The sequence below is a fragment of the Pseudomonas sp. KH_046_1 genome (assembly GCF_057839025.1).
In genome coordinates this window covers 5130202-5154271 of record NZ_CM174481.1, presented here as the reverse complement: position 1 = coordinate 5154271, position 24070 = coordinate 5130202, and the positions used below count along the sequence as shown (strand labels likewise).

The 24070-nt window shown below is 60.4% G+C and carries 21 protein-coding genes; 14 read left to right on the top strand and 7 right to left on the bottom strand.

Features of this window, described 5'->3' with window-relative positions; all coding sequences use genetic code 11:
• The first annotated feature begins 4 nt into the window (after positions 1-4).
• The 5 genes from AC3IT9_RS23545 to AC3IT9_RS23525 all read left to right on the top strand — a co-directional run bounded on the left by AC3IT9_RS23545 (position 5) and on the right by AC3IT9_RS23525 (position 5527).
• On the top strand, positions 5-646 hold the full coding sequence (locus AC3IT9_RS23545; protein ID WP_150726783.1) for a tetratricopeptide repeat protein: 642 nt from the start codon (positions 5-7) through the stop codon (positions 644-646).
• Positions 639-1790, top strand: coding sequence for an outer membrane protein assembly factor BamB (gene bamB / locus AC3IT9_RS23540; protein WP_150726782.1), 1152 nt, complete (start codon positions 639-641; stop codon positions 1788-1790). The genes AC3IT9_RS23545 and bamB overlap by 8 nt, the downstream gene beginning before the upstream one ends.
• Positions 1791-2007: 217 nt before the next feature.
• Positions 2008-3477, top strand: coding sequence for a ribosome biogenesis GTPase Der (gene der, locus AC3IT9_RS23535; RefSeq protein ID WP_150754505.1), 1470 nt, complete (start codon positions 2008-2010; stop codon positions 3475-3477).
• Between the two features lie 122 nt (positions 3478-3599).
• On the top strand, positions 3600-4748 hold the full coding sequence (locus tag AC3IT9_RS23530; RefSeq protein ID WP_489271138.1) for a pyridoxal phosphate-dependent aminotransferase: 1149 nt from the start codon (positions 3600-3602) through the stop codon (positions 4746-4748).
• Positions 4736-5527 carry an amidohydrolase gene (locus tag AC3IT9_RS23525; RefSeq protein ID WP_150726780.1) on the top strand — a complete coding sequence of 264 codons (792 nt, stop codon included), beginning with the start codon at positions 4736-4738 and terminating at the stop codon, positions 5525-5527. The genes AC3IT9_RS23530 and AC3IT9_RS23525 overlap by 13 nt, the downstream gene beginning before the upstream one ends.
• Positions 5528-5712: 185 nt before the next feature.
• On the opposite strand, the gene leuA is transcribed toward AC3IT9_RS23525, so the two are convergent.
• From leuA to xseA, 3 genes are all read right to left on the bottom strand, one after another.
• Positions 5713-7392, bottom strand: a complete 1680-nt coding sequence (leuA, locus tag AC3IT9_RS23520) for a 2-isopropylmalate synthase (RefSeq protein ID WP_489271137.1) — start codon at positions 7390-7392, stop codon at positions 5713-5715.
• A 451-nt stretch (positions 7393-7843) separates the two neighbouring features.
• Positions 7844-8665 (bottom strand): peptidoglycan DD-metalloendopeptidase family protein, encoded by an 822-nt coding sequence (locus tag AC3IT9_RS23515; RefSeq protein ID WP_489271136.1) that lies wholly within the window; start codon positions 8663-8665, stop codon positions 7844-7846.
• Between the two features lie 3 nt (positions 8666-8668).
• Entirely contained in the window at positions 8669-10048 is a 1380-nt protein-coding gene (xseA, locus tag AC3IT9_RS23510) for an exodeoxyribonuclease VII large subunit (RefSeq protein WP_150757947.1), read from the bottom strand.
• Between the two features lie 136 nt (positions 10049-10184).
• Between xseA and AC3IT9_RS23505 the strand changes: the two genes are divergently transcribed.
• Complete coding sequence (locus AC3IT9_RS23505; RefSeq protein ID WP_489271135.1) at positions 10185-10949, top strand: sulfite exporter TauE/SafE family protein; 765 nt, start codon at positions 10185-10187, stop codon at positions 10947-10949.
• A gap of 138 nt (positions 10950-11087) precedes the next feature.
• On the opposite strand, the gene AC3IT9_RS23500 is transcribed toward AC3IT9_RS23505, so the two are convergent.
• From AC3IT9_RS23500 to AC3IT9_RS23490, 3 genes are read right to left on the bottom strand one after another with little or no spacing between them, the layout of a single operon-like run.
• The gene (locus AC3IT9_RS23500; RefSeq protein ID WP_489271134.1) at positions 11088-11495 is read right to left on the bottom strand and encodes a DNA polymerase III subunit chi; all 408 of its coding nucleotides are present in this window, start codon (positions 11493-11495) and stop codon (positions 11088-11090) included.
• Positions 11496-11503: 8 nt separating this feature from the next.
• Positions 11504-11932 carry a DNA polymerase III subunit chi gene (locus tag AC3IT9_RS23495; protein WP_458370717.1) on the bottom strand — a complete coding sequence of 143 codons (429 nt, stop codon included), beginning with the start codon at positions 11930-11932 and terminating at the stop codon, positions 11504-11506.
• Between the two features lie 60 nt (positions 11933-11992).
• Positions 11993-13483 carry a leucyl aminopeptidase gene (locus AC3IT9_RS23490; RefSeq protein WP_489273538.1) on the bottom strand — a complete coding sequence of 497 codons (1491 nt, stop codon included), beginning with the start codon at positions 13481-13483 and terminating at the stop codon, positions 11993-11995.
• Positions 13484-13791: 308 nt separating this feature from the next.
• On the opposite strand from AC3IT9_RS23490, the gene lptF reads away from it, so the two are divergent.
• The 8 genes from lptF (at position 13792) to pdxJ (ending at position 22219) form a co-directional block, all read left to right on the top strand.
• On the top strand, positions 13792-14910 hold the full coding sequence (gene lptF, locus AC3IT9_RS23485; protein ID WP_150726774.1) for an LPS export ABC transporter permease LptF: 1119 nt from the start codon (positions 13792-13794) through the stop codon (positions 14908-14910).
• Entirely contained in the window at positions 14903-15964 is a 1062-nt protein-coding gene (gene lptG, locus AC3IT9_RS23480) for an LPS export ABC transporter permease LptG (RefSeq protein WP_150726773.1), read from the top strand. The genes lptF and lptG overlap by 8 nt, the downstream gene beginning before the upstream one ends.
• A gap of 171 nt (positions 15965-16135) precedes the next feature.
• Positions 16136-17935: a translation elongation factor 4 gene (gene lepA, locus AC3IT9_RS23475; RefSeq protein WP_150754497.1), complete on the top strand. Its 1800-nt coding sequence runs from the start codon at positions 16136-16138 to the stop codon at positions 17933-17935.
• Positions 17936-17940: 5 nt separating this feature from the next.
• The gene (gene lepB / locus AC3IT9_RS23470) at positions 17941-18795 is read left to right on the top strand and encodes a signal peptidase I (protein WP_489271133.1); all 855 of its coding nucleotides are present in this window, start codon (positions 17941-17943) and stop codon (positions 18793-18795) included.
• A 185-nt stretch (positions 18796-18980) separates the two neighbouring features.
• On the top strand, positions 18981-19670 hold the full coding sequence (rnc, locus tag AC3IT9_RS23465; RefSeq protein ID WP_008053221.1) for a ribonuclease III: 690 nt from the start codon (positions 18981-18983) through the stop codon (positions 19668-19670).
• Positions 19663-20565 (top strand): GTPase Era, encoded by a 903-nt coding sequence (gene era / locus AC3IT9_RS23460; RefSeq protein ID WP_053162286.1) that lies wholly within the window; start codon positions 19663-19665, stop codon positions 20563-20565. The genes rnc and era overlap by 8 nt, the downstream gene beginning before the upstream one ends.
• 173 nt (positions 20566-20738) lie before the next feature.
• Positions 20739-21422, top strand: coding sequence for a DNA repair protein RecO (gene recO, locus AC3IT9_RS23455; protein WP_150726770.1), 684 nt, complete (start codon positions 20739-20741; stop codon positions 21420-21422).
• Positions 21423-21472: 50 nt separating this feature from the next.
• A complete protein-coding gene (gene pdxJ / locus AC3IT9_RS23450; RefSeq protein WP_150757945.1) occupies positions 21473-22219 on the top strand; it encodes a pyridoxine 5'-phosphate synthase in 747 nt (248 codons plus the stop codon).
• Between the two features lie 125 nt (positions 22220-22344).
• On the opposite strand, the gene mltF is transcribed toward pdxJ, so the two are convergent.
• Entirely contained in the window at positions 22345-23805 is a 1461-nt protein-coding gene (gene mltF / locus AC3IT9_RS23445) for a membrane-bound lytic murein transglycosylase MltF (protein ID WP_032829871.1), read from the bottom strand.
• Positions 23806-24070 lie beyond the last annotated feature (265 nt).

The window sequence follows — 24070 nt, the reverse complement described above, 5'->3', positions numbered from 1 at the left end:
TGGGGTGTCGAGTACCGAAGACGAACATCTGGCGGATTTCAAGGAGTGGTGGTCACGCAACGGCAAGCCCCTGGTAACTGGCGGCCTGTTGGCGCTGGTCATCGTGTTCGGCTGGCAGGCGTTCCAGAAATATCAGAGCAATCAGTCGCAAGGCGCCTCGATTCTCTATCAGCAATTGCTCGAAACCACGCTGACGCCTGACGGCAAGCCTGATGCGGCCCGTGTTTCGGACCTGGCCAGCAAGCTCAACAGCGAGTTCGGCGGCAGCGCCTACGCACAGTACGGAAGCCTGTTCGTGGCCAAGGTTGCGGTCGACAGCGGCAAGCTGGACGACGCAGCCACCGAGCTCAAAGCCATTGTCGCCAAACCGGCCAACCCGGCGCTGGGCGAAATCGCCCGTCAGCGTCTGGCCCAGGTACTCGGCGCGCAGAACAAGGCCGACGAAGCACTGAAGCTGCTCGAAGGCGATGCCGACAAGGCATTCCTGGCCACTCGCGAAGAGCTCAAGGGCGACCTGCTGGTGCAGTTGGGTCGTACCGATGAGGCGAGCGCGGCGTATCAAAAAGCCAAGGCGGCACTGTCGGATGAAGCGGCGGTCGGTGGCCTGCAAATCAAGCTGGACGACCTTGCCAAAGGGGATGCGTGACGTGATTCGTTGGAAACATGCAGCATTGCTGGCTCTGGCCTTGTTGGCCGCGGGTTGCAGCAGCAACAGCAAAAAAGAACTGCCTCCGGCCGAACTGGTCGACTTCAAGGAAGAAGTGGTTCTGCAGAAGCAGTGGAGTCGTTCGATCGGTGACGGTCAGGGCGAATCCTACAACATGCTGGTTCCGGCCATCGATGGCGATACCATCTATGCCGCCGACGTCACTGGCGTGTTGATGGCGATGGACCGCAACACCGGCGACGTCAAATGGAAGAAAGACCTCGAACTGCCTGTCTCCGGCGCCGTTGGCGTAGCTTACGGTCTGGTCACCATTGGTACGATCAAGGGTGAAATCGTTGCCCTGGACGCGATCAACGGTGAAGAAAAGTGGCGCGCTCGCGTGTCCAGCGAAGTACTGGCACCGCCAGCCAACAACGGTGACGTCGTGGTGGTTCAGACCCAGGACGATCGTCTGATCGGCCTGGATGCCTCCACCGGTAACCGTCGCTGGATCTATGACAGCACGCCTGCGGTACTGACCCTGCGTGGTACCAGTGCGCCGATCGTGACCAACCGCCTCGCGGTGGCTGGCCTGTCGACCGGTAAAGTGGTTGCCGTGGACATCTCCAACGGCGTACCGGTGTGGGAACAGCGCGTAGCGATCCCGCAAGGTCGTTCGGAGCTGGAACGCGTGGTCGACATCGACGGTGGCTTGCTGCTGTCGGGCGAGACGCTGTATGTCGCCAGCTATCAGGGGCGCGTTGCCGCTCTGGACTTGCAAAGCGGCCGTCAGCTCTGGCAGCGTGATGCTTCCAGCTATTCCGGTGTCGCCCAGGGTTTCGGTACCGCTTATGTGAGCCTGTCTTCGGGCACCGTTGAAGGCATCGACGAGCGTTCCACCACAGCCTTGTGGAGCAACGACTCGCTGGCCCGCCGTCAACTGTCGGCTCCGGAAGTGTTCTCCAGCTATGTTGCAGTCGGTGACCTGGAAGGTTACCTGCACCTGCTGAGTCAGGTGGACGGTCGTTTCGTCGGCCGCGAGCGCATCGACAGCGACGGCCTGCGTGCCCGTCCGCTGGTGGTGGGTGACACGATTTATGTGTATGGCAACAGCGGCAAACTGGAAGCCCTGACCATCAAGTAAAGGTTTGACTATGCTTGGGGTTAACCCCCCAGGCTGCTTCACTTGTAGGAGCGAGCTTGCTCGCGATGGACGTCAACGATTACGTTTGCTGTCTGAATAAACGCGGTGTTTTTGCGTTTTTCGCGAGCAAGCTCGCTCCTACAGTGATTGCCCCGAGCACCAGCCGCTGCCTCGCAGCGGCTTTTGTATTTTCTGAAATAACGAAGTGGAGAGCCGCATGGTTCCCGTAATCGCCCTGGTGGGCCGACCAAACGTCGGCAAGTCCACCTTGTTCAACCGCCTGACCAGGACTCGTGACGCCATCGTCGGCGACTTGTCTGGTCTGACCCGTGATCGCCAGTACGGTGAGGCCAAGTGGCAAGGGCGTTCCTACATTCTGATCGACACCGGCGGTATCTCCGGTGACGAGCACGGTATGGACGAAAAAATGGCCGAGCAGTCTCTGCTGGCCATTGAAGAAGCGGATGTCGTTCTGTTCCTGGTAGATGCCAAGGCCGGCTTCACCGCCGCCGACCAGATGATCGCCGAGCATTTGCGCAAACGTAACAAGCGTTCCTACGTGGTTGCCAACAAGGTCGACAACATCGACCCTGAAATGGCCCGCGCCGAATTCGCTCCGTTGGGCATGGGCCACGCGATCCCGATCGCCGGTGCCCACGGCCGTGGCATCACCCAGATGCTGGAAATCGCCCTGAGTGACTTCCCGAAAGACGACGACGAGCTGGAAGAAGGCGAGGAAGAAGACGTCGCCGAAGGCGAGGAAGCCAAGCGCATTCCCGGCCCAAGCGAAAAAGACGGGATCAAGATCGCGATCATCGGCCGGCCGAACGTCGGCAAGTCGACCCTGGTCAACCGCATGCTCGGGGAAGACCGGGTAATCGTCTACGACCAACCCGGCACCACCCGCGACAGTATCTACATCCCGTTCGAGCGTAACGACGAGAAGTACACGCTGATCGACACCGCCGGTGTGCGCAAGCGCGGCAAGATCCACGAAGAAGTCGAAAAGTTCTCCGTGGTCAAAACCCTGCAAGCGATCAAAGACGCCAACGTGGTGATCTTCGTGATGGACGCCCGCGAAGGCGTGGTGGACCACGACCTCAACCTGCTGGGCTTTGCCCTTGAGGCCGGTCGCGCATTGGTCATCGCGATCAACAAGTGGGACGGCATGACGCCGAGCGAGCGCGACTTCGTCAAGATCGAGTTGCAGCGTCGTCTGTTCTTCGTCGAGTTTGCCGATATTCACTTTATCTCGGCACTGCACGGCACCGGCGTGGGCAACCTCTACGCTTCCGTGCAGAACTCGTTCAAGTCTGCGGTTACCCGCTGGCCAACCAACCGCCTGACCCAGATTCTGGAAGATGCGGTTGGCGAGCACGCGCCACCGATGGTCAACAACCGCCGGATCAAGCTGCGCTATGCCCACCTCGGTGGCGCGAACCCGCCGATCATCGTGATCCACGGTAACCAGATCGAGAAGGTGCCGAAGTCCTACGTGCGTTACCTGGAAAACACGTATCGCCGTGTGCTGAAGCTGGTCGGTACGCCGATCCGCATCGAGTTCAAGGGTGGCGAGAACCCGTACGAAGGCAACAAGAACACGCTCACCGACCGTCAGGTCAACAAGAAGCGTCGTTTGATGTCGCACCACAAGAAGGCCGACAAGAAGCGTCGCGACAAGCGCTGATTGAGGTTTTTCCCGTGGGATGGAAAGGGCGCCAATGGCGCCCTTTTTCATGCCTGCCGTTTGGGCTATCCTCGGACTCCCCCGCGCCGCCGTAGAGCCGGGTGTAGAGCAGGGAACCACCGATGATCACCAGCAAGCTGCCGAATGTCGGCATCACTATCTTCACTCAGATGTCACAGCTCGCGGCTCAGACCGGCGCGCTCAATTTGTCCCAGGGCTTTCCCGATTTCGATGCCCCGCAGGCCCTGTGCGATGCGGTCGGTCGGCATATCGCCAGTGGCCATAACCAATATTCGCCAATGACCGGGCTGCCCGCCTTGCGTCAGCAGATTGCGGCAAAGATCACCCGTAGTTACGGCGTGCAGGTGGATGCCGATAGCGAAGTGACGGTCACCCCCGGCGCGACCCAGGCGATTTTCTGTGCCATTCAGGCGGTTATCCACAGCGGTGACGAAGTCATCGTGTTTGACCCGGCGTACGACAGTTACGAACCTTCGGTAGAGCTGGCCGGCGGTCGTTGTGTACATGTGCAACTGGGCCTGAACGACTTCAGTATCGACTTCGAGAAGCTTGCCCAGGCACTCAGCCCGCGCACGCGGATGATCATCCTCAACACCCCGCACAACCCCAGTGGCGCCTTGATCAGCCGTGCCGAACTCGACCAGTTGGCAGCCTTGATCCGCGATCGCGACATCTATGTGATCAGCGACGAAGTCTACGAGCACCTGGTGTATGACGGTGTGCCCCACGTCAGCGTGCTGGCCCATGAGGAACTGTATCAGCGTGCCTTCGTGGTCAGCTCGTTCGGCAAGACCTACCACGTCACCGGCTGGAAAACCGGCTACGTGGTCGCGCCACCGGCCCTGACGGCGGAATTGCGCAAGGTGCACCAATACGTGAGTTTCTGCGGCGTGACTCCGCTGCAATACGCCCTGGCCGATTACATGGCCGAGCATCCCGAGCACGTCGAGGAGCTGCCGGATTTCTATCAGGCCAAGCGTGATTTGTTCTGCGATCTGCTGGTGCCGTCGCGTTTCACCTTCACCCGGGTGACCGGCACCTATTTCCAGTTGGTCGATTACTCGCAGATCCGTCCGGACCTCAATGACGTCGAGATGGCCCTGTGGATGACCCGCGAGCACGGCGTGGCGAGTATCCCGATCTCGGTGTTCTACCAGACGCCACCGGTCGGCCAGCGTCTGGTGCGGCTGTGCTTTGCCAAGCGTGAGGAGACCCTGCGTGAAGCAGCGGAAAAACTATGCGTGATCTGAGTGCATTGCCGAAGCTGACCGTTGCGCTGATCCAGACTTCCCTGGCCTGGCACGACCGCCAGGCCAACCTCGAGCATTTCGAGCCGTTGCTGGAACAGGCTCGCGGCGCCGACCTGATCATTCTGCCGGAGATGTTCACCACCGGTTTTTCCATGGAGTCCGAGACCCTCGCCGAAGCGGAAAACGGCCCCACCAGCAAGTGGCTGCGGGTTCAGGCGGCAAAGCTTGATGCAGTGATCACTGGCAGCGTGATCGTCCAGGCCGCTGACGGCAGTCATCGCAATCGCCTGCTGTGGGCGCGCCCGGATGGCGAGGTGCTGCATTATGACAAGCGTCACCTGTTCCGCATGGCCGGTGAGCATAACCACTACACCCCCGGCGAACGTCAGGTGCAGTTCGAGCTCAAGGGCTGGCGAGTGCGACCGCTGATCTGCTACGACCTGCGCTTCCCGGTGTGGAGCCGTGACGCCCAGGACACCGACCTGCTGCTGTACACCGCCAACTGGCCCGGTGCGCGGCGCCAGCACTGGAACCGCTTGCTGCCGGCGCGGGCGATCGAGAACCTGTGCTATGTGGCGGCGGTCAATCGCATCGGGACTGATGGCAAGGGCTTTGCCTATACCGGTGACAGCCAGGTGCTGGATTTCCAGGGTGAGACGCTGCTCAGTGCCGGAGAGGCTGACGGGGTGTTCAAGGTGGTGCTGGATGCGGCAGAACTGGCGGCGTATCGCACGCGGTTTCCGGCGAATCTGGATGCCGATACCTTCGAGTTCACCTGAAATCTTTACTGTCTGACAGGGCCCCATCGCGAGCAAGCTCGCTCCCACAGTGGGTCGGTGTGAACGCGGTCACTGTGGGAGCGAGCTTGCTCGCGATGGGGCCGGGACAATCAATACAAAAACAGGCAGGCAAACAAAAAGGCCCCAAGGTTCGCACCTTGAGGCCTTTTGCATTTCAGCGACGCTTACGCCGCTTTCGCTTCCGGCTGGCTCAGCGAGCGGTTCAGTGCGCTGAACAGGGCCTTGAAGCTGGCGGTGGTGATGTTTTCGTCGATGCCGACGCCATGCACCGCACGTTCTCCGTTCACTCGCAGTTCAATGTAGGCCGCAGCCTTGGCATTGGTGCCCGCGCCGATGGCGTGCTCGTTGTAGTCCATGATTTCCACCGGTACCGGCAGGCCGGCCACCAGCGCTTCCAGGGCGCCGTTGCCCTTGCCGCGCCAGTGCAGGTTGGTCTCGCCCTGGCCTTGGCTGGCCACTTCCACTTCAACGGCGCTGTGACCGTTTTCTTCCTGCAGGCGATGGCTGACCAGCGCGTACGGGGTGTTGGCCTGCAAGTATTCGCTGTGCAGCAATGCGTGGATCTGCTGGGCGGTCATTTCCAGGCCGAGGCGGTCGGTTTCACGCTGCACGACCTGGCTGAACTCGATCTGCATGCGACGCGGCAGGCTGATGCCGTATTCCTGCTCCAGGAGGTAGGCGATGCCGCCCTTGCCCGACTGGCTGTTGACGCGGATGACCGCCTCGTAGCTGCGGCCGATGTCGGCCGGGTCGATCGGCAGGTACGGTACTTCCCACAATTCGTTTGGCTTCTGCTGGGCAAAGCCCTTGCGGATCGCATCCTGGTGCGAGCCGGAGAATGCGGTATGCACCAGGTCGCCGACGTACGGGTGACGCGGGTGCACCTGGATCTGGTTGCACTCTTCGACGACTTTGCGCACGCCGTCGATGTCGGAGAAGTCCAGCTCAGGGTTCACGCCCTGGGTGTAGAGGTTCAGGGCCACGGTCACGAGGTCGACGTTACCGGTACGCTCGCCGTTGCCGAACAGGCAGCCTTCGACACGGTCGGCGCCGGCCATCAGTCCCAGTTCGGTGGCGGCAACGCCGGTGCCACGGTCGTTGTGGGTGTGCAGGCTGATGATCACGCTGTCACGACGGTTGATGTGACGGCCGAACCATTCGATCTGGTCGGCATAGATGTTCGGGGTCGCGCACTCCACCGTGGCCGGCAGGTTGAGGATCATCTTGTGCTCAGGCGTCGGGTTCCAGACTTCGATCACCGCGTCGCAGACTTCCTTGGCGAACTCCATTTCGGTTGCGCTGAAGGTTTCCGGCGAGTATTCGAAGGTCCACTCGGTGTCCGGCTGCATGGCCGCGTATTTGACGAACAGCTTGGCGGCGTTCACGGCGATGGCCTTGACCCCGTCCTTGTCCTGGTTGAAGACGATGCGGCGGAAAGAAGGGGAGGTCGCGTTGTACAGGTGAACGATGGCTTTCTTCGCGCCGTGCAGGGATTCGAAGGTGCGCTCGATCAGGTCTTCACGGCCCTGGGTCAGCACCTGGATGGTGGTGTCGTCCGGGATGTGGTTGCCTTCGATCAGGGTACGAACGAAGTCGAAGTCGGTTTGCGAGGCGGCCGGGAACGACGCTTCGATTTCCTTCACGCCGACCTGCACCAGGGTTTTCCAGAAGCGCAGCTTCTTGACGGCGTCCATCGGTTCGATCAGCGACTGGTTACCGTCACGCAGGTCGGAACTGCACCAGATCGGCGCGGCGGTGATGGTTTTCGACGGCCAGGTGCGGTCCGGAATGTCGATGGTCGGGAACGCGCGGTATTTCGAAGACGGGTCTTTGAGCATGCTCATCAGGAAATCCTTATTGTGTTGGCCGAAAAAAGGCGGCCTGCCGGTGGATCAAAAGTTCTTGGACTAACGCTTGGGACGAGGCACCACGATTCAGCCCGGCAGTCGTGCACTGACGAGGCACAGGCTGCTGTGTTGGCGGAGCTGAATGAGGGTGTGAGAGGTTTTCATGCCTTCAACCCTAACCTTGGGGGGGAAAGATGGCAAGCAGTCGAAAAAAATTGAGAGGAATACTCGTGAGCGGGTATTTATCGAGATTTTATTGCTGTGATTGGCAGTGATTGTTTTGTTGTTTGCGCGAGGTTTGAGTGGTGCGCAATTGGTGAGGGGCGCGACTGGACGACTTTCGGTGCCTGTGAAATTGCCATCGCGAGCAAGCTCGCTCCCACATGGATTGCGCTGTACCTGTGGGAGCGGGCTTGCCCGCGAAGAGGCCATCAGCCTCGGCGAAGATTCAGGGCTGAAATGCGCCGATGAAGATAGCCGGATCGACCCGCGCATCGTTCAGGCTGATATTCCAGTGCATGTGCGGTCCGGTCGCTCGGCCAGTCGCCCCGACCTTGCCGACCACGTCACCACGGGCCAGTGGCTGCCCCACCTTCACGTCGATTTTCGACATGTGGCAGAACATGCTGATAAAGCCCTGTCCATGGTCGACGAACACCGTGTTGCCATTGAAGAAGTAGTTGCCGATCAGGATCACCTTGCCGGCAGCCGGGGTCTTGATTGGCGTACCGCCGGGTACGGCGAAGTCCAGGCCAGAGTGGGGGTTGCGCTCTTCACCGTTGAAAAAGCGCCGCACGCCGAACTTGCTCGACAGCGGCCCGTTCACTGGTTTGTCCAACAGCAGGTTACTCGGGGTGTTGGGGCTGAACGTGCGGTAGGCAGTAATCTGCTCGGCCAGTTCACGCTCGATGCGCTTGAGATTTTCCGGGTCCGGATTGACCTGTTGGGTGTTCTTCAGGGTGATGCGCTGTTCCGGGTATTTCTTGTTGCCAACCGTAAAGTTCAGATTACGACCGCCGCTGCTGACCGATTGAGTCCCCGGCTTGACCGTGAGCGGCACGCCGACAATCGCCAGCCAGTTGTTCTGTTCCTTGACCACCAGCACCGGTTTGCCTTGATAAGTGGCTTTTGGCGCCTGGGCGGACGTGCCCAGGTCCACCACTGCCACGCCGCCCGGCACCGGTTTGTTCAACTGGCGGGTGATGTAGCTGTCGGCGTGGGCGTTGAAGGTCAGGAGCAGCAACAGCAACGGAGCTAAGAAACGCGGCATGGATCAATCCAGTAAAGAAAGGGTGACAGGCGTCAGGTGATTGTCTTCGACCCGCACTTGCAGTTCACCTTCGCCCAGTTTGGCCTTGAGGCGCTGGCCGGTATGGGTTTGCGCGGCGTTGCGAATCGCGTTGCCGCGCTCGTCCAGCAAGATGCTGTAGCCACGACCGAGGGTCGCCAGCGGGCTGACTACATGCAATGTCTGCATCTGGCTGTGCAGTTGCAGGCGACGGTTCTTCAGCCCTTCGCGGATCGCGCGCGGCAGGCGTTCGGCCAGGCCGTCGAGGCGCTGGCGCAGCATTGCCAGTTGCCGGCCAGGATGTTGTGCGGCCAGGCGGGTTTCCAGGCGGATCAAGCGTTCGCGACGGGTGTTGAGGCTGCGCTCGAACGCACGGCGCATGCGCATGTCCAGGTCATCCAGGCGTTGCGCTTGCTGGCGCAGGCGCTCGCCGGGATGACGCAGGCGCCGGGAAATGCCTTCCAGGCGCAGGCGATCGCGCATCAAGCGATCACGCATGCGCATCACCAACCGCCGGTGCAGGCTTTCGACCCGACGCACCAGATCGCTGGAGTCCGGAGCCAGCAATTCGGCGGCAGCGGAAGGGGTGGGCGCGCGAACGTCGGCCACGAAGTCGCTGATCGACACGTCGGTTTCATGGCCGACCGCGCTGACAATCGGCGTCACGCAAGCGTCTACGGCGCGGGCCACGGCTTCTTCGTTGAAGCACCAGAGGTCTTCCAGCGAACCGCCGCCCCGGGCCAGGATCAGTGCGTCGAAACCGCGGGCATCCGCCAGTTTCAGGGCGCGGACAATCTGCGCCGTGGCTTCGCGGCCCTGTACGGCGGTAGGGATCAGGGTCAATTGCACCTGCGGTGCGCGACGGCGGAACACGCTGATGATGTCGCGGATCACCGCTCCGGTGGGCGAACTGATGATGCCGATGCGTTGCGGATGAGCCGGCAGCGGCACCTTGCGTTCGGCACTGAACAGGCCTTCGGCGCTGAGCTTTTCCTTGAGCGCATCGAAAGCCAGGCGCAACGCGCCGTCGCCGGCCGGCTCCACGGTGTCGAGGATCAGCTGATAATCACCGCGTCCTTCGAACAGCGAGACCTTGCCGCGCACCTTGACCGCCAGGCCGTCCTTCAAGGCCTGGCGAACTCGAGCGGCGTTCTGCCGGAACAACGCGCAACGCACCTGGGCGCCGCTGTCCTTGAGGGTGAAATACACGTGGCCGGACGCCGGGCGGGCGAGGTTGGAGATTTCGCCTTCGACCCAGATGTTGCTGAACACGTCTTCAAGCAACACCCGCGCGCGGCCGTTGAGCTGGCTGACGGTCAGGACTTCGCGGTCCAGGCCGAGTCTTGCAAAGGGATCTTTAATCATGGGGCGCAGTTTAAAGGCATTTTCCAACTGAATGCACGATCCCTTGTAGGAGCTGCCGAAGGCTGCGATCTTTTGATCTTGAAAATCAAAATCAAAAGATCGCAGCCTTCGGCAGCTTCTACAGGGATTGAGTGAAATGCTGGTTGAATTGTTAAACCAATGGCCCTTCGGCCCACTGGACTGGATGGTAATCGGCGCAGGCATCGCCCTGGCCTACATCGTGTTCGGCGTCGCCGGTTTTGGCACCGCTCTGGTGGCGGGACCGATTCTGATTCTGTTCATGCCGTTGTCGAAAATCGTCCCGCTGCTTGTGCTGCTGGATTTTGTTGCGGCGTTCGGCAACTTGTTGCCCTCGCGGCGTGATGTGGCGAAGCCGGAACTGCTGCGCTTGCTGCCGTGCATGGCGGTGGGCTGCACCCTCGGCGTGATATTCCTGCTGAACCTCAAGTCCGATCTGTTGCTGCTGCTGATGGGGCTGTTTATCAGCGCCTATGCCATTTACAGCCTGTGGATAAAGGTCCGTCCGGCGCAGTTGTCCGCCGCGTGGGCGCTGCCGATGGGGACGGTGGGCGGAATGTTTGGTGCGTTGTTTGGCAGCGGCGGCTTTCTCTATGCGATCTATTTGAACAGCCGGTTGCCCAAGGAGGCGGCCCGGGCTACCCAGAGTGCGCTGATCAGTTGCAGTACGGTGGTGCGTTTGAGCCTGTTTGCAATCGCCGGCGTGTATGCCGATTTGCCGTTGCTGGTGCTGGCGGTTTGTCTGTTGCCGGCGATGGCGCTGGGGCTGTGGTTCGGTCGACGGCTGACCATGAGGTTGTCCCGCGAGGCGTTCGTGCGGCTGGTGACGTGGCTGGTGCTGGCCAGCGGGATTGCGTTGGTCGGGCGTTATCTCAGCGCCTGAAGATTCAACCTGTGGCGGGGGCTTTTTGTGGGAGCGAGCTTGCTCGCGATAGCGGTCGAATGGTCACATCGATGTTGAATGTGATGCCGTCATCGCGAGCAAGCTCGCTCCCACAGAAGAGCCGCCACCGCAAGCTGTTCAGTCGTTGTACTGGCTCAACAACCGCTCAAGCCGCGCACTGAGGCGACGTTTGATTTCGGTCTCGATGTGCGGGGCGAAATCGTCGATCACGTCTTGCATGATCAACTGCGCGGCGGCGCGCAATTCGTTGTCCAGGTGCAGCAAGTCATCCGGGTTCTTGCTGGCGGCAGGCGTCGACGCTGCAGCGGTGGCGGGTTCAACGATGGGGGCAGAGGTTGTCGGTACGACGGGTGGCGAAGGCTCGCTCACGGCGTCGAACAACATCGGAATCTGTTCCTGGTCGCCGTCCTCGACCGTGTCGGTCAGCAGGGGCGGTTGCAGGTCGTCATCGCCGAGCAACTGGCGGATCGACTCAAGGTCGTCCAGCAGGTGCGCGGACTGTTGCAGCGGTTTTGGAGTGTCCATTGGAAGGCTCAGAGTCGCTGTAAACGGTGATCTTGCAGAGGATAGCCCTGTTCGCGGTAGAAACGGAAACTCTCCCGCGCGGCCGCTCTGATCGTCGGATCCTCCACCACCACTTCCGCCACCCGGGCGAACCTGTTGGCGAAGGCCGGGACTTTCAGGTCGAGATTGACCAGCAAATCCTGATGCTGACCGCAGTCATCGCCCAACCCCAGGACAATCAAACCGTCAGGTTCGCTGTCGGCAGGGCCGTGGGGCACGAAGCTTTCGCCCTTGAACGCCCACAGCCGCGCATCGAGATCATCACGCTGGGCCGCGTCGCTGCAATGCAGGTAGATGCGGTGGCCCATGCGCCAGGCTTTCTCGGTGAGCTTGCAGGCAAAGTCCAGGCGTGCCGAGGGATCGGCGCTGGGCAGGATATAGAAATCGACTTTGGTCATTGCGGTTCCAGAGCGGCAAGCGGCGTCACCGGGAAGTGACGCCGCCGCCCATCAACGGTTTCAGGCTTTGGCGCGGTCCAGCAGGTATTGGGTCAGCAGGGGAACCGGACGGCCAGTGGCGCCCTTGTCCTTGCCGCCGCTGGTCCAGGCCGTGCCGGCGATGTCCAGGTGCGCCCAGTTCAGGTTCTTGGTGAAGCGCGACAGGAAGCAGGCCGCGGTGATGGTGCCGGCTTTCGGGCCGCCAATGTTGGCGATGTCGGCGAACGGGCTGTCCAGCTGTTCCTGATACTCATCGAACAGCGGCAGTTGCCAGGCGCGGTCGTCGGCAGCCTTGCCGGCGCTCAGCAGTTGGCCGATCAGTTCGTCGTTGTTGCCCAGCAGGCCCGAAGTATGGGAACCCAGTGCAACCACGCAGGCGCCGGTCAGGGTCGCGATGTCGATGACCGCTTGCGGCTTGAAGCGCTCGGAGTAGGTCAGGGCGTCGCACAGCACCAGACGGCCTTCGGCGTCGGTGTTGAGGATTTCCACGGTCTGGCCGCTCATGGTGGTGACGATGTCGCCCGGGCGCGAAGCGTTGCCGCTCGGCATGTTCTCGGCGCAGGCCAGGATGCACACCAGGTTGATCGGCAGCTTCAGTTCGAGCACGGCACGCAGGGTGCCGAACACGCTGGCGGCGCCACCCATGTCGTACTTCATTTCATCCATGCCGGCGCCCGGCTTGAGGCTGATGCCGCCGGTGTCGAAGGTGATGCCCTTGCCGACCAGTGCGTACGGCTTCTCGGATTTCTTGCCGCCGTTGTATTGCATGACGATCAGGCGCGGAGGCTGGGCGCTGCCCTGACCGACCGCGTAGAACGAGCCCATGCCCAGGGCCTTGATCTTCTTCTCGTCGAGGACTTCGACTTTCAGGTCCTTGAATTCCTTGCCCAGGTCTTTCGCCTGTTCACCGAGGAAGGTCGGGTGGCAGATGTTCGGCGGCAGGTTACCCAGGTTGCGGGTGAAGGCCATGCCGTTGGCGATGGCGGTGGCGTGGGTCACTGCGCGCTGCACTTCAGCCTGGGCGGCCTTGATGGTCAGCAGGGTGATTTTCTTCAGGGCGCGGGGTTCGGCTTTCTGGCTCTTGAACTGGTCGAAGCTGTACTCGCCGTCCACCAGGGTTTCGGCCAGCAGGCGGGTCTTGCCATAGCTGTCGCGGCCTTTGACGACCACTTCATCCAGCGCGAGCACTGCATCGCTGCCGCCCAGGCCTTTGAGGGAATTGAGGATGCCGGCGATGATTTTGCGGAACGGGCGGTCACCCAGCTCGTCGTCCTTGCCCACGCCAACCAGCAGCACGCGCTCGGCCTTGAGGTTCGGCAGGCTGTGCAGTAACAGGCTCTGGCCAACCTTGCCGGCCAGGTCGCCGCGCTTGAGCACTGCGCTGATCGCGCCGCCGCTCAATTCGTCGAGTTGTCTGGCAACCGCGCCGAGCTTGCGGCCTTCGCCGACGGAGACCACGAGAGTGGCGGTCTTCAACGTTTCGGGGTTGACGCTTTTTACAACCAGTTCCATGTCCGGGTCCCTGAATTGATGGTTATCACGCATGCGCCCGACACCTTATGTGCGTCGATTGCTTATAAATAGAAAGGCGCCAGGATCGACCGGCGACAAAGGCCGCAGTTTGAACCTCGCTACCGGCGGCTGACAACCCTCGGTTGTACGATCTTCAACGCTTTGACAGGCTGCTTGAGCTTGCGCAGTGACAGGCGCACCCAATCACAGGATAATGCGCCATCTTTTTTCGGCGGCTCTGCCTTGCGGGCTGTCCGATACGTTTGCTTGTTTGGCCGCCTTAGCCTGACAACCCTGGAGTGTCTGGTTTGATCGTCTTCCGTTATCTATCCCGCGAAGTCCTGTTGACCTTGAGCGCCGTCAGCGCCGTGCTGCTGGTCATCATCATGAGCGGCCGCTTCATCAAGTACCTCGCCCAGGCGGCCTCGGGCCTGCTGGATCCGGGCTCGCTGTTCCTGATCATGGGCTTTCGCCTGCCAGGGTTTCTCCAGCTGATCCTGCCGCTGGGGCTGTTTCTCGGGATCCTGTTGTCCTACGGGCGCCTGTACCTCGAAAGCGAAATGACCGTGCTCTCGGCCACCGGCATGAGCCAGCAGCGGCTGTTTTGCATGACGCTGTTCCCGGCCACCCTGGTTGCGCTCCTGGTGGCGTGGTTGAGCCTGAGCCTGGCGCCACAGGGGGCCAATCAGTTTCAGTTGCTGCTGAACAAGCAGGATGCCCTGACCGAATTCGATACCCTGGAGCCAGGGCGCTTCCAGGCCCTGCGTGACGGCACCCGGGTTACCTACACCGAGCGCATGTCGGATGACCGCGTCAATCTGGGTGGTGTGTTCATCTCGCAGAAAAACATCAGTTCCAATAACAAGGATCGCGGGATTTCTGTGCTGGTGGCGGAAACGGGGCGTCAGGAAATTCGTCCGGACGGCAACCGCTACCTGATCCTTGATAACGGCTATCGCTATGACGGTAGTCCGGGGCAGGCCGACTACCGGGCGATCAAGTACGACGAGTACGGCGTATTGCTGCCAAAGCCGGACGTCAGCGACGAAGTCACCGACCGTGACGCGATGCCGACCAGTACGTTGATCGGCAGTGAAGACATTCGCATGCGCGCCGAGTTGCAATGGCGCCTGTCGCTGCCATTGCTGGTGTTCATCGTGACCTTGATGGCGGTGCCGCTGTCGCGGGTCAATCCGCGTCAGGGCCGATTCCTCAAATTACTGCCGGCGATTCTTCTTTATATGGCTTACCTGACCATTCTGATTGCCGCCCGTGGTGCCCTCGACAAGGGCAAGATCCCCGCGGTGTTTGGTTTGTGGTGGGTGCACGGGATTTTCCTGTCCATTGGCCTGGGCCTGCTCTATTGGGAACCCTTGCGCTTGAAGATGGCGAGTCGCCGCAGCGCGCTGGAGGTGGCCCGTGGTTAAGCTGGATCGCTACATTGGTAGCAGCGTGTTCATGGCGATTCTGGCGGTGCTCGGGATCATTCTTGGTCTGGCGACACTGTTTGCCTTCATCGACGAGATGGGTGAAGTCAGCGATACCTACACCCTGGTCGATGTGCTGAGTTATGTGTTGTTGACCGCTCCGCGCCGGATGTACGAAATGCTGCCGATGGCCGCGCTGATCGGTTGCCTGATCGGTCTGGGCAGTCTGGCCAGCAATAGTGAGCTGACGATCATGCGCGCCGCCGGTGTGTCGACCGGCCGGATCGTCTGGGCGGTCATGAAGCCGATGCTGGTATTGATGCTCGCCGGTGTGCTGGTCGGCGAGTACGTCGCCCCGCCTGCTGAAACCGCTGCGCAGGCCAATCGCTCGCTGGCCCAGGGCAGCGGCGATGCACAAAGCGCCAAGCACGGCTTGTGGCACCGCCAGGGCGATGAATTCATTCACGTCAACTCGGTGCAACCCAACGGCATCCTGTATGGCGTGACCCGCTATCGTATCGACAGCGAACGGCACATGTTGTCGGCGAGCTTCGCCAAGCGTGCCGAGTTCGACACCGATCACTGGCAGTTGACGGATGTCACGACCACGCTGTTCCACGAGCGCAGCACTGAAGTGGTGTCGACTCCGGTCGAGCGTTGGAACGTGGCCTTGAGTCCGCAATTGCTGAGCACTGTGGTCATGGTGCCAGAGTCGTTGTCGATAAGCGGGTTGTGGGGTTATATCCACTATCTGGCGGACCAGGGGTTGAACAACAGCCGCTATTGGCTGGCATTTTGGGTCAAGGTGTTGCAGCCGCTGGTGACTGCCGCTCTGGTGTTGATGGCGATTTCCTTCATCTTTGGTCCGCTGCGTTCGGTGACCCTGGGTCAACGGGTGTTCACCGGCGTGCTGGTGGGCTTCACCTTCCGCATCGTTCAGGATCTGCTGGGGCCTTCGAGCCAGGTGTTCGGCTTCCCGCCGTTGCTTTCGGTGCTGGTGCCGGCAGGTGTTTGTACCGTGGCGGGGCTCTGGTTGTTGCGTCGAGCAGGCTGATGGCGGGCATTTTCCGACCGCATTGACGATAAAAAACGCCCTTGTCGCAAGACCGGGGCGTTTTTGTAGGTGCCGTCTGACCTGCGAACGTGACGCTTGCGCCGCGGATCAGGTACAATTCCCGGCTATTTTTCGGCGGGCTATGCCTGCAGCCTTTTTGAGTGTTGATCCGTGAGTGATTTGAGTCATATCCGCAATTTCTCCATCATCGCCCACATTGACCATGGCAAGTCGACGCTGGCCGATCGCTTCATCCAGATGTGTGGCGGCCTCGCCGAGCGCGAAATGGAAGCCCAGGTCCTGGACTCCATGGACCTTGAGCGTGAGCGCGGGATCACCATCAAGGCGCACAGCGTCACCCTGTATTACAAAGCTCGCGATGGTATCAACTACCAACTCAACTTCATTGACACCCCCGGCCACGTTGACTTCACCTATGAGGTGAGCCGTTCGCTGGCCGCCTGTGAAGGCGCGCTGCTGGTGGTCGATGCCGGTCAAGGCGTTGAAGCTCAGTCGGTTGCCAACTGCTACACGGCGATCGAGCAGGGCCTGGAAGTGATGCCGGTGCTGAACAAGATCGACCTGCCACAGGCCGATCCGGACCGTGTTAAAGAAGAAATCGAAAAAATCATCGGCATCGATGCCACCGATGCGGTCGAGTGCTCGGCCAAGACCGGTCTGGGCGTCGACGAAGTGCTCGAGCGCCTGGTCGCCACCATTCCTGCACCGACCGGCAACTACGAAGATCCGCTGCAAGCGTTGATCATCGACTCCTGGTTCGACAACTACCTGGGCGTTGTTTCCTTGGTACGCGTGCGCCACGGCCGTGTGAAGAAGGGCGACAAGATCCTGGTCAAGTCCACCGGCAAGATCCACCTGGTAGACAGCGTCGGTGTATTCAACCCGAAGCACACCCCTACCGCTGACCTCAAGGCCGGTGAAGTGGGCTTCATCATCGCCAGCATCAAGGACATTCACGGTGCGCCAGTGGGCGATACCCTGACCTTGAGCACGACGCCGGACGTTGACGTGCTGCCGGGGTTCAAGCGCATCCAGCCGCAGGTCTATGCCGGTCTGTTCCCGGTCAGCTCCGACGACTTCGAAGACTTCCGCGAGGCGCTGCAAAAGCTCACCCTGAACGATTCGTCGCTGCAATACACGCCGGAAAGCTCCGACGCACTGGGCTTCGGCTTCCGTTGCGGCTTCCTCGGCATGCTGCACATGGAAATCATCCAGGAGCGCCTGGAGCGCGAGTACAACCTGGACCTGATCACCACGGCTCCGACGGTAATCTTCGAGCTGTTGCTCAAGACCGGCGAGACGATCTACGTCGATAACCCGTCGAAGCTGCCGGATCTGTCTTCCATCGAAGACATGCGCGAGCCGATCGTGCGCGCCAATATTCTTGTGCCGCAAGAGCACCTGGGCAACGTCATTACCCTGTGCATCGAAAAACGTGGTGTACAGGTCGACATGCTGTTCCTCGGTTCGCAGGTACAGGTGACCTACGACCTGCCGATGAACGAAGTGGTGCTGGACTTCTTCGACCGCCTGAAATCCACCAGCCGCGGCTATGCTTCGCTGGACTACCATTTCGATCGTTATCAATCGGCCAGTCTGGTGAAACTGGACGTGCTGATCAACGGTGACAAGGTCGATGCCCTGGCGCTGATCGTGCACCGTGACAACTCGCACTACAAAGGTCGCCAGTTGACCGAGAAGATGAAAGAACTGATTCCACGGCAGATGTTCGATGTGGCAATCCAGGCCGCCATTGGCGGGCAGATTGTGGCGCGGACAACCGTCAAGGCGCTCAGAAAGAACGTATTGGCCAAATGCTACGGTGGTGACGTCAGCCGTAAGAAAAAGCTGCTGGAAAAGCAAAAGGCCGGTAAAAAACGCATGAAGCAGGTCGGCAACGTGGAAATTCCACAGGAAGCCTTCCTTGCAGTGCTCAGGTTGGATAGTTAGGTCCTATGTCACTAAATTTCCCGCTGTTGCTGGTCATCGCCGTGTTCGTCTGCGGCCTGTTGGCGTTGCTCGATCTGTTGATCCTGGCCCCGCGTCGGCGTGCCGCCATCGCTTCCTATCAGGGCAGCGTCAGCCAGCCTGACATGGTCGTGGTCGAGAAGCTGAACAAAGAGCCGCTGCTGGTTGAGTACGGCAAGTCATTCTTCCCGGTGTTGTTCATCGTGCTGGTGCTGCGTTCGTTCCTGGTGGAACCGTTCCAGATTCCTTCCGGTTCGATGAAGCCAACCCTGGATGTCGGCGACTTCATTCTGGTGAGCAAGTTTTCCTACGGGATCCGCTTGCCGGTGATCGACAAGAAAGTCATCGAAGTCGGTGATCCGCAGCGCGGCGATGTCATGGTGTTCCGTTACCCAAGCGATCCGAACGTCAACTACATCAAGCGTGTGGTTGGTTTGCCGGGTGACACGGTTCGTTACACCGCCGACAAGCGTCTGTTCGTCAACGGTCAATCGATTGCCGAACAATTGATCGGCTCCGAGCCGGGCACGCTAGGCAGCGCTGAGCTCTACAAGGAAAAACTCGGTGCGGCCGAGCACATGATCCGCAAGGAAATGAGTCGCTACCGCGCAATGCCGGACCATTCGTGGACCGTGCCGGCCGGGCACTACTTCATGATGGGCGACAACCGCGACAACTCGAACGACAGTCGCTACTGGGATGATCCGAGCATTCCCAAGGATCTGCTGGGCATGGTTCCCGACAAGAATATCGTCGGCAAGGCCTTTGCGGTCTGGATGAGCTGGCCGGAACCCAAACTCAGTCACCTGCCGAATTTCTCGCGGGTTGGCCTGATCAAGTAATCAAACACGGCGCTGTTGAACACAGCGCCGAATGCATTTCTGGAACCTGAAGAAGGTGACAGAAAAAGCATGAAGCCAATGATATTCAGGACGTTATTTTTGAACACAGCGTTAATTGTCCCAAGCCTGCGCCGCCTCGCGGCGATGGCGGTGGAATCCAGCCACGAACTCAGCGTGGGTAAACCGTGAGCGTCTCCTTAAGCCGTCTAGAGCGTCAGCTCGGCTACACCTTCAAGGATCAGGAACTGATGGTCCTGGCCCTGACTCACCGCAGCTTTGCCGGGCGTAACAACGAACGCCTGGAATTCCTCGGTGACGCCATTCTCAACTTCGTCGCCGGCGAGGCGCTGTTCGAGCGCTTCCCGCTGGCCCGCGAAGGCCAGTTGTCGCGTTTGCGCGCGCGTCTGGTCAAAGGTGAGACCCTGGCCGTACTGGCCCGTGGTTTCGATCTGGGCGAATACCTGCGCCTGGGCTCGGGCGAGCTGAAAAGCGGCGGCTTCCGTCGCGAGTCGATTCTGGCCGATGCCCTCGAAGCGCTGATCGGTGCGATCTACCTCGATGCCGGCATGGAAATGGCCCGCGAGCGTGTGCTCGCCTGGCTGGCTGGCGAGTTCGAAGGCCTGACACTGGTCGACACCAACAAAGATCCAAAGACCCGCCTGCAGGAATTCCTGCAGTCCCGTGGTTGTGAACTGCCGCGGTACGAAGTGGTGGATATCCAGGGTGAGCCGCATTGCCGGACGTTCTTCGTCGAATGCGAAATCATCTTACTGAATGAAAAAAGCCGAGGTCAGGGTGTGAGTCGTCGTATTGCCGAACAGGTAGCGGCCGCCGCAGCACTGATTGCCCTGGGTGTGGAGAATGGCAATGACTGATACAAACGCAACTCGCTGTGGCTATGTTGCCATCGTCGGCCGTCCGAACGTGGGCAAGTCCACGCTGCTGAACCACATCCTCGGTCAGAAGCTGGCGATCACCTCGCGCAAACCGCAAACCACCCGTCACAACATGCTCGGTATCAAGACCGAGGGCGATGTGCAGGCTATCTATGTCGACACCCCCGGTATGCACAAGGGTGGCGAGAAGGCCCTGAACCGCTACATGAACAAGACCGCTTCGGCGGCGTTGAAAGACGTCGACGTGGTGATCTTCGTGGTCGACCGCACCAAGTGGACCGAAGAAGACCAGATGGTTCTCGAGCGCGTCCAGTACGTGACCGGCCCACTGATCGTGGCGTTGAACAAGACCGATCGCATCGAAGACAAAGCCGAGCTGATGCCGCACCTGAGCTGGTTGCAGGAGCAGTTGCCGAATGCACAGATCATCCCTATTTCCGCACAGCACGGGCACAACCTCGATGCACTGGAGCGCGTGATCGCCGATCACCTGCCGGAAAACGATCACTTCTTCCCGGAAGACCAGATCACCGACCGCAGCAGCCGTTTCCTCGCCGCCGAACTGGTGCGCGAAAAAATCATGCGCCAGATGGGTGCCGAGCTGCCGTACCAGATCACCGTTGAAATCGAAGAGTTCAAGCAGCAGGGCAAGACCCTGCACATCCATGCCTTGATCCTCGTCGAGCGCGATGGCCAGAAGAAAATCATCATTGGCGACAAGGGCGAGCGCATCAAGCGTATCGGCACCGAAGCGCGCAAGGACATGGAGCTACTGTTCGACTCCAAGATCATGCTCAACCTGTGGGTCAAGGTTAAGGGTGGCTGGTCCGATGACGAGCGTGCATTGCGTTCGTTGGGTTATGGCGATTTGTAATACCTGATCTGGATGTACGAGGATCCCCTGTGGGAGCGAGCCTGCTCGCGATAGCGGTCTGTCAGTCAACAACTCTGTTGAATGTTAGTCCCCCATCGCGAGCAGGCTCGCTCCCACAGTGGTTTTGGGGTTGTCAGTAATACCGTGCTCACTCATTGAGATCTGCGATTTCCATGTCCCAACCCATCGCCCAACCCGCCTACGTCCTGCACTCCCGCGCCTACCGTGAAAACAGTGCGCTGGTGGACTTCCTCACGCCGCAAGGTCGGCTGCGGGCGGTGTTGCGCAGTGCGCGGGGCAAGGCCGGGACGCTGGCGCGGCCATTCGTGCCATTGGAAGTCGAGTTCCGGGGCAAGGGCGAGCTGAAGAACGTCGGGCGCATGGAAAGTGCCGGGGTTTCCACTTGGCTAAGCGGCGAGGCGCTGTTCAGCGGTCTTTACCTCAATGAGCTGCTGATTCGCCTGTTGCCCGCTGAAGATCCGCTTCCCTCGGTGTTCGATCACTACGCCGCGACTTTGCTGGCGCTGGCCGAAGGTCGGCCGCTGGAGCCGTTGCTGCGCTCCTTCGAGTGGCGCTTGCTCGATGACCTCGGCTACGGTTTTTCCCTGACTGCTGATATTCATGATCAACCCATCGCACCGGACGGTCTCTACCGTTTGCAAGTGGATGCGGGGCTTGAACGTGTCTATCTGCTGCAACCGGGTCTGTTCAACGGCACCGAACTGCTGGCCATGGCCGAAGCCGACTGGTCAGCCCCCGGCGCCCTGTCTGCCGCCAAGCGCTTGATGCGACAGGCGTTGGCCGTTCACCTGGGCGGCCGTCCACTTGTCAGTCGCGAGCTGTTTCGCAAGCCCTGATCACACCGTATGCTGTGCACCGAACTTTCTCTTCTTCTGGAGCGCTTTCCGTGACCACCAGCACCCGCATTCTTCTTGGCGTGAACATCGACCACGTTGCCACCCTGCGTCAGGCCCGGGGCACCCGTTACCCGGACCCGGTCAAGGCAGCACTGGACGCGGAAGAGGCGGGCGCCGATGGCATCACCGTGCACCTGCGCGAAGACCGTCGACACATTCAGGAGCGCGACGTTCTGCTGCTCAAGGACGTGCTGCAAACCCGCATGAACTTCGAAATGGGCGTCACCGAGGAAATGATGCAGTTCGCCGAACGCATCCGCCCGGCGCACATTTGCCTGGTACCGGAAACCCGTCAGGAGCTGACCACCGAAGGTGGCCTGGACGTGGCGGGTCAGGAAGCGCGGATCAAGGCCGCGGTCGAGCGCCTGTCGAAGATCGGCTCCGAAGTGTCGCTGTTCATCGATGCCGATGAGCGCCAGATCGCAGCTTCGCGTCGTGTTGGTGCACCGGCCATCGAACTGCACACCGGGCGTTATGCCGATGCCGAGACGCCGACTGAAGTCGCCGAAGAACTCAAGCGTGTGGCCGATGGCGTGGCCTTCGGCCTGGCCCAGGGACTGATCGTCAATGCCGGCCATGGCCTGCACTATCACAACGTTGAAGCCGTGGCGGCGATCAAGGGCATCAACGAGCTGAACATCGGCCATGCACTGGTGGCCCATGCGCTGTTCGTTGGCTTCAAGTCGGCTGTTTCGGAGATGAAGGCGCTGATTCTGGCGGCGGCTGCCAAGGCCTAAAAGCCAACACAAAACCCTGTGGGAGCGAGCCTGCTCGCGATAGCGTAGTGTCAGCCAGCAGAGATGTTGACTGCTAAACCGCCTTCGCGAGCAGGCTCGCTCCCACATTGATTTTGGGGGGGCTGTCAGAGCGGCGCTGGCTCTTGAGCAGGCTTGCTCTTGTCGATCCCCGGAACAAGCAGTTTGCCCTCGGCGACCTGATCGCCCTCAAGCTGCGGCTGCGTGACCCAGGTCAGGATGTCGTAGTAGCGACGGATGTTCGCCACGAAATGCACCGGTTCGCCGCCACGGGCGTAGCCGTAACGGGTTTTGCTGTACCACTTCTTTTCCGACAGGCGCGGCAGGATCTTCTTCACATCCAGCCATTTGTCCGGGTTCAAGCCTTCCTTGGCCGCCAGTTTGCGTGCGTCATCCAGGTGGCCGCTGCCGACGTTGTAGGCCGCCAGGGCAAACCAGGTCCGGTCCGGCTCCTGAATCGAATCGTCGAGCTGGTCTTTCATGTAGGCCAGGTACTTGGCGCCGCCCATGATGCTCTGCCTGGGGTCCAGGCGATTGGACACGCCCATGGCCTGCGCGGTGTTCTGGGTCAGCATCATCAGGCCGCGCACGCCGGTCTTGGAGGTGACCGCCGGTTGCCACAACGACTCCTGGTACCCGATGGCCGCTAGCAGGCGCCAGTCGACTTTCTCTTTCTTGGCGTATGACTTGAAGTGCTGTTCGTACTTGGGCAGGCGTTGCTGCAAGTGTTGGGCAAACGTGGTGGCGCCCATGTAGCCGAGGACGTCGACATGTCCGTAGTAGCGGTCCTTGAGGCGTTGCAGGGTGCCGTTCTTCTTGACCTTGTCGAGATAGTCGTTGATTTCGTTGAGCAGGCTGTTGTCGTCGCCCGGGGCGACAGCCCAGCTCTGGTTGCTGGCGTCACCGAGGTCGAAGGCGACCCGGATGTTGGTGAAGTACACCTGGTTCATCGCCACTTCGTTGGAGTCGACCAGTGTCAGGTCGATCTGACCTTCGTCGACCATGCGCAGGAGATCGACGACCTCGACTGCGTCAGACTCTTCGTATTCGATGCCGGGAAATTTCTGTTTCAGCTGCGCGAGTTGTTCGGCGTGGGTGCTGCCCTTGAGCACCATGATCTTCTTGCCCACCAGATCCTTTGCATCGGTCGGCCGTGACTGGCCGTTGCGGTAGATGATCTGCGGGGTGACTTCGAGATAGGAGTGGGAGAAGCGCACCTGCTTTTTGCGCTCTTCGCTGCTGACCAGGCCGGCCGCCGCCAGCACCGGGCCGTTGGGTTTGCCGACCTGGTTGAACAGGTCATCGAGGTTGTCGGCGGTCTCGATCTTGAGCTCGACCCCCAGATCGTCGGCGAAGCGCTTCACCAGCTCGTATTCGAAGCCGGTTTCACCGTTGCGATCCTGAAAGTAGGTGGCGGGGCTGTTTCGGGTAACCACCCGCAGCACACCATCCTCCTTTACGCGCTCGAGCGTGTTGGGTTTATCAACACAGCCACCGAGCATCAGGAAGAGTCCGGTTGCGATGAGCCATTTGGCGTACCGCGGACGCAAAGCCGTTGGGAAAAACATTTGCGCAGTATACGCAAAGGACCACGGGCGCCATATCTCGACAGTGAGGGGCTAGTCTGCTAGAGATCACAAAACCGGCCGGAACCCCGCAGGAATGGGCTTTGTCTGCATTTTGTTACAGTAAAAATAAGCTGTCGTCACACGCCCGGTTAACCTGACTTTCGAGGCAGAAACACAGATCGACACCCGAGTGCAACCGTGCGTAGCGTTTCGGGTGCTGTCGCGGGCTGTTTAGGCTAGAATGCACGGCCTCAAAGCACACCCC

What these genes read in the sequence shown, in the direction of transcription:
- AC3IT9_RS23525 (WP_150726780.1), top strand. Translation starts at nt 4,736, where the DNA reads ATGCGTGATCTGAGTGCATTGCCGAAGCTGACCGTTGCGCTGATCCAG.
- der (WP_150754505.1), top strand. Translation starts at nt 2,008, where the DNA reads ATGGTTCCCGTAATCGCCCTGGTGGGCCGACCAAACGTCGGCAAGTCC.
- recO (WP_150726770.1), top strand. Translation starts at nt 20,739, where the DNA reads ATGTCCCAACCCATCGCCCAACCCGCCTACGTCCTGCACTCCCGCGCC.
- AC3IT9_RS23505 (WP_489271135.1), top strand. Translation starts at nt 10,185, where the DNA reads ATGCTGGTTGAATTGTTAAACCAATGGCCCTTCGGCCCACTGGACTGG.
- leuA (WP_489271137.1), bottom strand. Translation starts at nt 7,392, where the DNA reads ATGAGCATGCTCAAAGACCCGTCTTCGAAATACCGCGCGTTCCCGACC.
- AC3IT9_RS23495 (WP_458370717.1), bottom strand. Translation starts at nt 11,932, where the DNA reads ATGACCAAAGTCGATTTCTATATCCTGCCCAGCGCCGATCCCTCGGCA.
- bamB (WP_150726782.1), top strand. Translation starts at nt 639, where the DNA reads ATGCGTGACGTGATTCGTTGGAAACATGCAGCATTGCTGGCTCTGGCC.
- AC3IT9_RS23500 (WP_489271134.1), bottom strand. Translation starts at nt 11,495, where the DNA reads ATGGACACTCCAAAACCGCTGCAACAGTCCGCGCACCTGCTGGACGAC.
- xseA (WP_150757947.1), bottom strand. Translation starts at nt 10,048, where the DNA reads ATGATTAAAGATCCCTTTGCAAGACTCGGCCTGGACCGCGAAGTCCTG.
- mltF (WP_032829871.1), bottom strand. Translation starts at nt 23,805, where the DNA reads ATGTTTTTCCCAACGGCTTTGCGTCCGCGGTACGCCAAATGGCTCATC.
- lepB (WP_489271133.1), top strand. Translation starts at nt 17,941, where the DNA reads ATGTCACTAAATTTCCCGCTGTTGCTGGTCATCGCCGTGTTCGTCTGC.
- era (WP_053162286.1), top strand. Translation starts at nt 19,663, where the DNA reads ATGACTGATACAAACGCAACTCGCTGTGGCTATGTTGCCATCGTCGGC.
- AC3IT9_RS23530 (WP_489271138.1), top strand. Translation starts at nt 3,600, where the DNA reads ATGATCACCAGCAAGCTGCCGAATGTCGGCATCACTATCTTCACTCAG.
- AC3IT9_RS23490 (WP_489273538.1), bottom strand. Translation starts at nt 13,483, where the DNA reads ATGGAACTGGTTGTAAAAAGCGTCAACCCCGAAACGTTGAAGACCGCC.
- AC3IT9_RS23515 (WP_489271136.1), bottom strand. Translation starts at nt 8,665, where the DNA reads ATGCCGCGTTTCTTAGCTCCGTTGCTGTTGCTGCTCCTGACCTTCAAC.